We start from the raw sequence: 11,827 nt of genomic DNA, 5'->3' as shown, positions 1-11,827 counted from the left end.
CAAGCAGGGAATGATACTTTAGACCCCGGACTCGGTAGCGACTACGCCGACGGTGGCACCGAAACCGACACCCTAAAAGTTGATTACTCCACCCTCACCACCAATATAACTTCCACAACCCCTAATAATAATGGCGGTGGAACAATATCCACCACTGGAAACTCTGTAAATTACGTCAATATCGAGAAATTTGACATTACAGGTGGTAGCGGTAACGATAATCTCATTGGTGGCAACCTTGACGATACCTTAAAAGGTGGTGCAGGGAATGACACCCTAAACGGTGGTACTGGTATTGACATCCTAGAAGGGGGTATCGGTGATGATACTTACATCATTAATGAACTAGGGGACACCATTAATGAGAATGCGAGTGCAGGAATAGACCTCATTCAAGCTTCTATTTCCTACAGCGTTGAAACCCTCGCTAACGTTGAAAATATCACTCTCACAGGCACAAATAACCTCAATGCGACGGGTAACACCCTTAACAATACCCTCACAGGTAACAGTGGCAATAATACCCTCACAAGTAATGCAGGGAATGACACCCTAGAAGGGGGTACTGGTAATGACTCCCTTAATGGTGGGGATGGAAGCGATCGCCTGATTGGTGTTAATACTACTGCGGCTGCTCCCGAAATCGGTGAAATTGATACATTAGAAGGGGGAACGGGAAACGATCGCTTTATCTTAGGAGATGCGACAAAAGCCTATTATGATGATGGCAATACTAGCACTAATGGTATTAGTGATTATGCACTGATTAAAGACTTTAATATCAATGAAGATAAGATTCAATTATCGAGGGCAAAAAGTAATTATATTCTGGGTAATTCTCCTATTGCTGGCGTTTCAGGAACAGGAATATTTATTGATAAACCAGGCACAGAACCTGATGAATTAATTGCCGTTGTTGAAGGAGTAACAGGATTAGATATTAATTCTAATTACTTTACGAATCCTAGCGTAGCTTCTGGTGGATTAGCAGCACAATATTACGATGGTTATTGGAACGATAATTTTAATTTCTTTGCTCAAAATCAACTCGTTCTCAGCCGCAATGATAGCACGATAGACTTTGCTGGTAATTCTTGGAATCTTGGCAATACTTCCCTCGCAGATTTAGACACTTTTAGTGTTCTTTGGCAGGGATATATTAATATTCCCATAACTGGAAATTACACATTTTATTTGAATAGTGATGATGCTAGTTATTTATTTTTAGATGGTGCAGCATTTTCTCCGTCTGCTAGTAATTCTACAGTTAATAATGGAGGATTACACGGCACGATAGAAATAAGTGGTACAGCATTTTTAACCGCAGGATTACATGACATTTTAATGCTCTACGGTGAGGCCAATGGAGGCGAAGTCATGAATTTTTCTTGGTCAAGTGTTGATGGCAATATTCCCAAGCAAATTGTTCCTGATAGTGCTTTATTTACTTTACAACCTGATCCAATAAGTAATCCAGGTACATTATCTTTTAATACTGCAAGTTACAGCGTTAACGAAAACGGAACAGCTAATATAACCATAAATCGTACTGGAGGAAGTGACGGCGCAGTTAGCGCAACCATTACCTATACAGGGGGTACAGCAACTGCACCATCTGACTACAATAACACCCCTATTACGGTTAGTTTTGCTAGTGGAGAAACCAGTAAAACTATCACCATTCCTATCGTTAATGATCTTCAATTTGAACCCGATGAAACTATCAATTTAACGTTAACAAATGCCACTGGTAGTGCAACATTAGGAACGCAAACAACAGCCACATTAATCATCATTAATGATGATCCTTTACGACCGGGTACAATTGCTTTTAATACGAGTAGTTATAGTGTTAATGAAAATGGTACACCAGTTACTAACATAACATTAAATCGTACAGGGGGAAGTGATGGCATAGTTAGTGTTACTTTAAGCCCTAGTAATGGAACAGCAACGGCAGGAAGTGATTATAATAATTCACCTATTACAGTTAATTTTGCTGATGGAGAAACTAGCAAAAATTTTACTATTCCTATTAATAATGACACGGTTTATGAACCCACAGAAACAGTCAACTTAACCCTATCAAATCCCACCAATGGGGCAACATTAGGAACACAAACAACAGCCGTTTTAAGTATCATTGATAATGATAGTGTACCTGGTGTTTTATCCTTCAGCAATGCCACCTATGATATTAATGAAAATGGCACACCTGTCACTCAAGTTACTATTAACCGCACTGGGGGAAGTGATGGGGCAATTAGCGCACAAATATTATTAACAAATGGTACAGCAACATCAGGAAGTGATTATGTTGCTACACCTATTACCGTTAACTTTGCTAACGGAGAAACCAGTAAAACAGTTACTATTCCCATCATCAATGATACGGTTTTAGAAAATACAGAAACCATCAACTTAACCCTAACTAACCCGACTGGAGGAGCAACAATTAATGATGCACAAAAGAGCGCGATTGTCAACATTTTGGATGATGATTTTAAACCCACTTTAACGGTTAATATTAATTCCCAACAAGTCAACGAAGGTAACACCATTCAGGCAACAGTCACCCGTAATACAGATACTACAGCACCCTTAACAGTCACCTTAGTTAATAGTGAAAGTAGTCAAATTACTGTACCTACAACTGTTACCATTCCAGCAGGTGCAACTTCAGCAACATTTAATATTACTGCCGTTGATGATACCTTAATAGAACTGCCGAAAAACTATACAATTATTGCCTCAGCTTCTGGGTTTATTAGTGGTCAGAATACTGTAGCAGTGATAGATAATGATGGGGTGATTTTAACCTTGACCCTAGCTGCTAATAGTATCAGCGAGAATGGGGGTAAAGCGATCGCTACAGTCACCCGAAATATTATTACCAATACCCCCCTAGAAGTTCAACTTAGTAGCAGCGACACCACAGAAGCAACTGTTCCCACCAGCGTCATTATTCCAGCAAATCAAGCATCAGTAACCTTTGAAATACAAGGGGTTGATGATACCATTTTAGATGGCATACAAGCGGTTGTAGTTACCGCTAAACCTACCTATACAGGCACAAATATCACAGTAGATGCAGGACAAGCAACAGCTAATCTTAATGTAACGGATAATGAAAGTCCAAGTTTAACTCTAACCCTCGATAAAAACATTATCAGCGAGACGGGAACAGCTACCGCTACCATTACCCGAAATACCCCCACAACAGAAGCATTAACCGTTAACCTCACCAGTAGCGACACCACCGAAGCAACTGTACCCCAAACCGTTACGATTCTTGCCGGAGAAACTTCTGCTACCTTTATTGTGACGGGGGTAAATGATGGGGTAAGCGATGGTAGTCAAACCGTTACCCTGACTGCAACTGCGAACGGGTTTAATAATGGGGTGAAAACTGTCGAGGTTAGTGACATTGATGTACCAGATTTACAAATTACCAATTTAGCACCAACAACTAACCCCATTTATACGGGTAAACAGTCTTATTTGACTTATAAAGTCGAAAATAAAGGCTTAACGGGTGCGACGGGAAGTTGGACGGACAAGGTTTATCTATCTACGGATAATAAATTAGATAGCGGCGATACTCTGATCACTGAAACCACCTTTACCCCAAATATTCCCTTTGATTCTTTCTATGACCGTAATATCCCCTTCTTTGCGCCGAAAACTGCGGGAGAATATTATTTAATCGCTACCACAGACGCAAATAATACCGTTAATGAGGGTACAGGGTTAGGAGAACAAAATAACACCGTTATTACTCCCATTACGGTGATACCTGCTTATAAAGCTACGGTTTACACTGATACGGTAATTGGGACAAATAGACAAGCGGTGACATTGCGAGGGAATGCGGTTAATAATGCGGATAATTCTCCTGTACCTTTTGAATTTGTCACCATTAAGGTTGAAAATAACGGCACAATTCGGGAGTTAAGCGCGTTTACCGATGGAAATGGTAACTTTGTTAAGAATTTTAACCCCTTACCCACGGAAGGGGGACAATATAACATTAATGCCTATTTCCCCAGTAATCCTAACGAAGATACAGCACCAGAGGACAGTTTTAAGCTGTTGGGGATGCGTTTTAATAGCAATCAAGTCACCAATAAAGTCATTGCCAATTCTCCCTTTACTGGTTCTATCGGACTGGAAAATATCACGAATATTGGTTTAACGGGAATTACAGCAACCGTTGATAGTGTGGTGGCGGGGTGGAATGTGCAGGTTAATACTCCCTCTGTCTTGAATGGTTCAGGGAATAATACCGTTAGCTACACGATTACTGCGCCTAATGATTCTTATATTACCCAAGATACTTTTAATATCAAGCTTACCAGTGCAGAAGGCGCAACGGCGGTTTTACCTGTTAATGTTAATTTAGAGCGGATTGTACCCCGTTTAGTTGTTGTAGGGGCGAACGGCCGTTCGCCCCTACAGTCGGGAATGTTACGGGGAGATCGGACGGTTGTTGAGTTTGAGGTGACGAATGAGGGGGGAGGGATTGCAGAAAATATTGAGGTGTTGTTACCGAATGAACCTTGGTTAAAGTTGGCTTCTCCTGTGACAATTTCGGCATTAAATCCGGGAGAATCTACAAAAGTTACTTTATTACTGTCTCCAGAGGCGAATTTACCGTTAACGGAATATACAGGAAATCTCTTCTTAGATGCTGCTGGAAATGATGGGGATTTATCTGTTGATTTTAACTTCCGTGCGGTAAGTGAGGCAAAGGGCAATATACGGATTAATACCGTTGATGAATTATTCTATTTTGCAGAAGGTGCGCCGAAGTTAGCCAATGCAACAGTGACGTTACGGGATTATTTCAGTAATGCAGTGATAGCCAGTACGGTGACGGATGAGACAGGAATGCTTAACCTGTCTAATATTAATGAAGGGTTTTACAACATTGAGATTAAGGCAGATAAGCACGAAACTTTCCGTCAAACGATTCAGTTAGATGCAGGGGAAACGGAAAATATTGATGCGTTTTTATCTCGTCAGACAGTTCAATATATTTGGCGAGTTGAAGATACGACAATTGAGGATCGATATCAAATAACAGTTCAAAGCGTTTTTGAGACAGATGTTCCGATTCCTACAGTTGTTATTTATCCTCCAGTAATTGATTTGGCTGATTTACAGGTTGTTGGTCAAGTAACACAAATTGACTTGACCTTATCTAATGAGGGATTAATTGCTGCCAATGACATTCAGATAAAGTTTGGAAATCATCCTTTCTACAAAATCGAACCGTTATTTAATAGTCTTGACAATTTAGCAGCAAAAAGTTCTATCACTGTACCTGTAAGAATTACAAGAGTTGCAGATTTTGATACCGTTAGTAATAGTAGTGAGTTAGTAACCCAAGCTGCTCCACTTTCTGTTCCTTGTGATATATCTTTCTTTGTCGATTGGAGCTTTCCTTGTGGTCCACAAGAAATTAATAAATCTACCGAGGGTAAGGTTATCAATGTAAAAGGCAATTGTCCTCCTAGCTTACCTGGTGGTCCTGGTGGTCCTGGTGGTCCTGGTGGTCCTGGTGGTCCTGGCGGTGGTAGTTCTACACCCGTCATTAGCGAAAGCGATACTAATTGTTGTTTAGAAGTAACATTATTTAACTTAGATGTTTCCGACTATTTAAAACCTTTTGTAAAAAGAGCCGAAAAAGCGATAAATGCTTACATCAAAGAGTTAGGTTCAGTTGAACTTGATATTGAAGCTTTTGCTCAAGTTCAAACCTGTTGCGATCCTTTTGGTCTGAAATTTACTGCCCAAGCTACGGGGACTGGTAAATTTAAAGTTGGACCGGCTCTTGAAGCTGAAGGTTCCGTAGAAGTACCAGAAGAAGCTTTGCCCTTTGGTATTGAAGGCATATCCTTATCGGGTGAAGCCTTCATTGGAATACAAGCTTCTTTTAGTGCTAGTATCACTGCTGTGGTAGTACGCTGTTGTGATGGGCGAATTGAGTATGGAATTACTGGCGAGATTGGACTAGGATTTCAAGCAGGTGCGACAGGAGAAGCATCAGCTAAAGTTGATTTGATTAATGGGACTGATATAGAACTTTATAAAGGAACAGCAGAAGCAGGATTATTTGGTGGTGTTTCCTATAAATTTTTATATTCACCTAATACTGGTTGGGTAGATTGTTTCCAATCTGACGGGATTTATTCAACCATAGTTGCTGATATTCCAAGCATCATTACATATAGCTTATACGGACCAGACGATCCCAATACTGAAAAAAGAGAAGACAGAAACTACTTTATTGAACCTGCTTCAGTTGGAAAGTGTGAAAATTTTCCAAAGGAAGGATTACCTCCTATTTGCAAGGATGAGCTACCTAAACCTAAAACTGAAAGTGAAAGTGATTTTGTCCAAACATCAGCAATAGAACAATCAATCACTATAGATCCAATCCAAGCCGGAATTCTGCAAAACCTTGCTAATCTTCTTGGCAAATCTTATTCTTCATTAGAAAGTAATTACCTAGCTAGTCTTAATCCCTCATCTTCCTCATTACTGACGAAAGCGGAAGAAGATAGTGTTTGTGCCAGAGTCAAACTACAAATCGACCAATCCGCAGTAATGACTCGTTCCGCCTTCCTTGGCGCACTAGAAATTGACAACGGCAACGCCACCAGCCTCACTAACCTCACCGTCACCCTGCAAGTCAAAGATCAAAACGGCAATATCGTTAACGATCTCTTTGGTATCACTAACCCCATCCTGAAAAACATCACCGCAGTAGATGGTACAGGTATCCTCATCGGTGATGACCCCAATACCCCCCAAAATGAAGGCTTAGGCAGTGCAGAATGGACATTTATCCCCACTAACCTCGCCGCACCCCAAGCACCCACCACCTACAGCATCGGCGGTACACTCTCCTACACCGAAAACGGACAAGTCATTAATGTCCCCTTACTTTCCACTCCTATCACCGTCTTACCCCAAGCCGAACTATACCTCGACTACTTCCAATCCCGCAACGTCTATGGCGATGACCCCTTCACCGATGCCACAGAAGTAGCTGTACCTTTCGATCTCGCCGTCTTAGTCCGCAACCAAGGCTATGGCGACGCGAAAAACCTCCGCATTACTTCATCTCAACCCAAAATCATCGAAAATGAGAAAGGATTACTGATTGACTTCAATATCATCGGTTCTCAACTCAACGGACAAGACGTTACTCCCTCCCTTGCAGTCAACTTTGGCGATATTGCAGCAGGAGAAACCGCCGTTGCTAACTGGTTACTCAAATCAAGCCTACAGGGTAAATTCATCGAATACAAAGCCACCTTTGAACACATTAACGGACTCGGTAACAAAGAACTATCCTTAATCAAAGAAGTCAAAATCCACGAATTAATCCAAAAAGTTGCAGCAGATGGTGATAATCTGCCTGATTTCCTCGTTAATGACACCTTTGATGCCAAATTCTACCCCGATACCCTCTACTTCAGCAAAGGCGGCACCGCACCCGTCACCGCCATTGACACCGCTACCGTTGACGCACCTGTTACCATCTTCGACCTAGAAGCACAAATCACCGTAAACTCCCCTCTCCTCATAGGAGAGGGGTTAGGGGGTGAGGTCGGTTGGACTTATATCACCCTCGCAGATCCCGCCAACGGACAATTCCAAATTAAACAGCTATTACGTTCCGATGGTACTTTAATCAATCTAGATAATATCTGGCGAACAGATAGAACCTTCCCCGCCACCGGACAACCCGTATATGAAAACATACTACATTTCCTCGACAAAGACAGCACGGGCAGCTACAAAATCATCTACGACAGCAACGACAACGCACCGCCTCAAGTCCGCGAAATCGTTGACGTTTCCCCCAACCCCCGCAATACTGTTGTTGATAGCTTAACCGTCGTCTTTAGCGAAGCCATCCGCACCAATACCTTTGATTATCAAGACTTAAGCTTAACCCTTGATGGTGGGGCAAATTTAATCACCAACGGGGTGACAATCAGCCAAATTGACCCGATTACCTTCCAAATCAACAACCTAACCGGCATTACGGGCAATATTGGACAATATCAACTCAGTGTTAATGCTACGGGTATCCAAGACTTAGCAGGTAACGCCGGGGCAGGTATTGTTAACGAAACTTGGACATTTACAGGCGACAGACCCGCTATTGCTTCAATTATCGGCTTTAACTCCACCTTACTTAACACTGCCGTTAATACCTTCGATGTCACCTTCACAGAAGCCATTAACCCCAGTAGCTTCGACTATACCGACATCACCCTAAGACGCAACAACGGCGAAAGCTTAGTTAACAACACTGTCACCATCACCCCAATTGATGCCACTACCTTCCGAGTCGGTAACTTTGCCCAATTTACCAACACCGAAGGGGATTATCAACTATTAGTCACCGCTAATGGCGTACAGGATACCGATGGTAACAACGGCGTAGGCGGTAAAGGCTTTAACTGGGTACTGGACAATACTATTCCCACCCTTACCAGTATTACTAACCTTACCAGTCCTCGCAATACGGCAGTTACTAGCGTAGACATCAGTTTTTCTGAGGCAATCAAACAAGATACCCTTGATGTTAATGACTTAACCCTAACCCGTGATGGCGGTAGCAATTTAATCACCAATGGTGTCACCCTAGAAAAACGCAACGAAACCACATACACCATCAAAGAATTAAGCGGATTACAAACAAATAACGGCGTTTACACCCTCACGGTCAACGGTACAGGAATTAAAGATGCAGCAGGGAATAGCGTCAGTAACTCCCTAAATCAAACCTGGATATTAGACAGCATTGCCCCCAATATTCCCACTAATATTCAAGTTACCGCTACTCCAACAGCCGAACTACAAACCACTTCACTGGGAATTCTCAATCAATTCGGACAATTCCGAGTTAATAGCCAAAATATCACCATTACAGGCAATTTACCCGAATCTAACTTACGGGTTTATATTAAAGACCTAACCACTAACCAAGACTTAGGACAAGCAACCGTCACCGGAACACAATTTAGTGGCAATATTCAACTCCCCTCCCCAGGTTCTCGTAACCTAGAAATTCGAGTACAAGATGTCGCCGGAAACATTTCAACTGCTACCCTTGGGGTTTTTGCTGATGTTACTCAACCCGCTATTACCCAATTCCCTAACCTTCCCACCTCAACCCCTAACCCCGTCAATACTATTGATGTTCAATTCTCTGAACAAATTAACCTCAATACCTTCGATAAGAGTGATCTTACCCTCAGCCGTGACGGTGTTAACCTAACCTTACCTAATACCGTCACTGTTACCTATCTCTCCGATACAACCTATCGCATTAATGGGTTAGATAGTTTAACTAACACTCCTGGTGTTTACAGCTTAAAAGTTGATGCTACTACCATCCAAGATAATACGGGTAATAGTGGTGATGCAGCCAAAACCGCAACATTTACCATTGCTGCACCACCAACCCCCGGCATTATGTTAATTCAAAGTGGTGGTAGCACCGCCGTCACTGAAGGCGGTAATACTGATAGTTATACTCTTGTTCTCAAAACTCAACCGACTGCTGATGTGACTGTTACCCTAAACGGTGGTAATCAAATTACCATTGATAAAACTACCGTCACTTTCACATCTGCTAACTGGAATACTCCCCAAACTGTTACCGTTACAGCCGTTAACGACACTATCGCCGAAGGCAACCACACCAGTATAATTAGCCATAGTGTTAGCAGTACAGATGCTAATTACAACAATGCCACACTTCCTAATGTTGCTGTCAGCATCACCGATAATGATGCCGAAATTCGCGGCATGAAATGGCATGATCTTGATGGCAATGGGGTGAAAGATGCTGGGGAAACTGGTTTACAAGGTTGGACAATTTACCTCGATACCAACACCAACGGACAATTAGACAACGGCGAAATCTCAACTATTACCGACACAACCGGCAATTATCAATTTACTAATCTGCGTCCGGGAATTTACACCGTCGCTGAAGTTCAACAACCAGGATGGAAGCAAACCTTCCCCGGCGTTAATATCACTACCACCAACGCTGAAATTCCCCTTTATACCCCAACTTTAGATATTATTTCCTCCCTCAACTCAACCAGCGAGGTTCAACTCAACTTTAATGCGGCTAATTATACAGTCAAAGAAGACGGCACAGCAGTCACAGAAATTTGGGTGACTCGCACAGGAAACGCCAGTAATACGGTTAGTGCCACACTGAGCTTCATTGATGGTACTGCCAAAGGATGTGGATGTGCGGCTAGTTCCGTCAATAATGATTTCAACAATATTCCGATTACTGTCACTTTCGCTGCAAATGAAACCAGCAAACTTGTTTATGTGCAGAATGCCCTGTTAGGTAATCCTAATGCCATCAAAATCCGTAATGATGACAAAGTTGAGGGAGACGAATATTTTACAATTCAACTGACTAACCCCACAGGTGGCGCATCTGTCGGTAATCAAAGCCGTGCTACTGTGACTATTGTTGATGACGATGCCCCCGCCAATTCTACAGTAACGCCTCCTCTGGAAACTCCTAGCACCACAATTTCCAGTTTGGTGGATAGTCAGGCAACTTCTTTAATTAACCTGAATAATTTCTGGGCAGATAGCCGATACGCTAACATCAAAGGCAAGGGTTTAACTACGGTCATCATTGATACGGGTATAGACTTAAATCATCCTATCTTTGGGGCTGATGCTGATAATAACGGCATTGCTGATAAAATCGTTTATGAATACGATTTTGCAAATAATGATACAGATGCTAGTGATAAAAATAATCACGGTTCTCATATTGCTAGTATCTTTACCAGCGTTGCACCTGAATCTAATATTATTGCCCTGAAAGTCTTTAAAGATAACGGTGCTGGCAGTTTCTCCGATTTAGAAAAAGCCCTGCAATGGGTGGCAGCCAATAATACAGCATATAATATCGCATCTGTCAACCTTTCCATTGGTGATAGTCAAAATTGGACAACGGCAACCTCTCGTTATGGTATTGGTGATGAATTAGCAGCGATCGCCTCCCAAAATATCATTATCAGCGCCGCCGCAGGTAACAGCTTTTATCAGTATGGCAGTAACCCCGGATTAGCTTACCCAGCTATAGATCCCAATGTCATCGCCGTTGGTGCGGTTTGGGCGGATAATTCTGGCACTCAGAAAAACTTTGTTGGTGGTGCAATTGATTACACCACAACTGCTGACCAAATCGCTAGTTTCTCCCAACGCGATCGCAACTTGTTAGATGTATTTGCTCCCGGTATCTTAATTACAGGTGCTAATGCCAATGGTGGTACTACCTCGATGGGAGGAACTAGCCAAGCAACGGCTTATGTTACAGGGGTGGCAACTCTCGCGCAGCAGATAGCAGTAGAAAAACTTGGTCGGAAACTGACAGTTAATGAGTTCCGTAATCTCCTCAGTACAAACAGTGTCATTATCAACGACGGTGATAACGAAAATGACAACGTAATCAACACAGGTGCAAATTATCTCCGTGTAGATTTATTGAAACTCGCAGAAGGTATTCTTAATTTCAGTGGTGCAACTTCTAACCCCAATCCTGTTGATTCAGGTAACAACAATAACAATAGCGCAACTACCATATTCGACAATACCATTAACCTTGTTCATACCGTCAACTTGACAGCAGGTGAAGTTCGTACAGGAATTAATTTTGGCAACCAACAAATCATAGTTAATAATCCGCCTACAGTTACTAACCTTATCGCCCCGCAAACAGCAACGGAAGATACAGCCTTTACCTTCACTATCCCAA

1 protein-coding gene is annotated in these 11,827 nt (G+C 42.2%); it reads left to right on the top strand.

Going from position 1 to position 11,827, the window contains the following annotated elements; all coding sequences use genetic code 11:
* A partial coding sequence (locus FJR37_RS23910) for a Calx-beta domain-containing protein (RefSeq protein ID WP_254434659.1) occupies positions 1-11,827 on the top strand: 11,827 nt, incomplete at both ends.

The sequence above is a fragment of the Aphanizomenon sp. UHCC 0183 genome, from assembly GCF_009712065.1.
In the GTDB taxonomy this organism is placed as follows: Bacteria; Cyanobacteriota; Cyanobacteriia; order Cyanobacteriales; family Nostocaceae; genus Dolichospermum; species Dolichospermum heterosporum.
The sequence above is the reverse complement of the archived record's forward strand: the minus strand, read 5'-3'. Positions and strand labels throughout refer to the sequence as shown.